This window comes from Bartonella sp. CL63NXGY (assembly GCF_042194905.1).
Lineage (GTDB): Bacteria > Pseudomonadota > Alphaproteobacteria > Rhizobiales > Rhizobiaceae > Bartonella.
Window position 1 is genome coordinate 335 of the sequence record NZ_JBHINK010000132.1, and the last position, 274, is coordinate 608.

General features: G+C 36.5%; 1 protein-coding gene. It reads right to left on the bottom strand.

Going from position 1 to position 274, the window contains the following annotated elements; all coding sequences use genetic code 11:
- Positions 1-112 precede the first annotated feature (112 nt).
- Positions 113-274, bottom strand: a 162-nt coding sequence (locus ACFIK0_RS09705) for a TrkA C-terminal domain-containing protein (protein WP_375663962.1), incomplete at its 5' end; no start/stop codon positions are given.

Genomic DNA, 274 nt, shown 5'->3' on the forward strand with positions numbered 1-274 from the left:
AAATCTGTTGCCAGATTTTGGCACTACCATAAAAAAGGGTATGGGCATACAAGCCAGCGATTACTAATACTATTAAAACGATTAGGATAATTAGAAATTTCATGTTTACCACCTAGCCAACAATATCGTTCAAGTGTCGAATATCTTTGAGTTCTCCAACAACCGTAATCTTATCGTGTGGTTGGATAACATCGTCAGCCTGTGGCATTTGGTTAATCTCATCGTCTGTAGACACAATAATAATTACATTGACATTATAGCGATTCCGAAAATC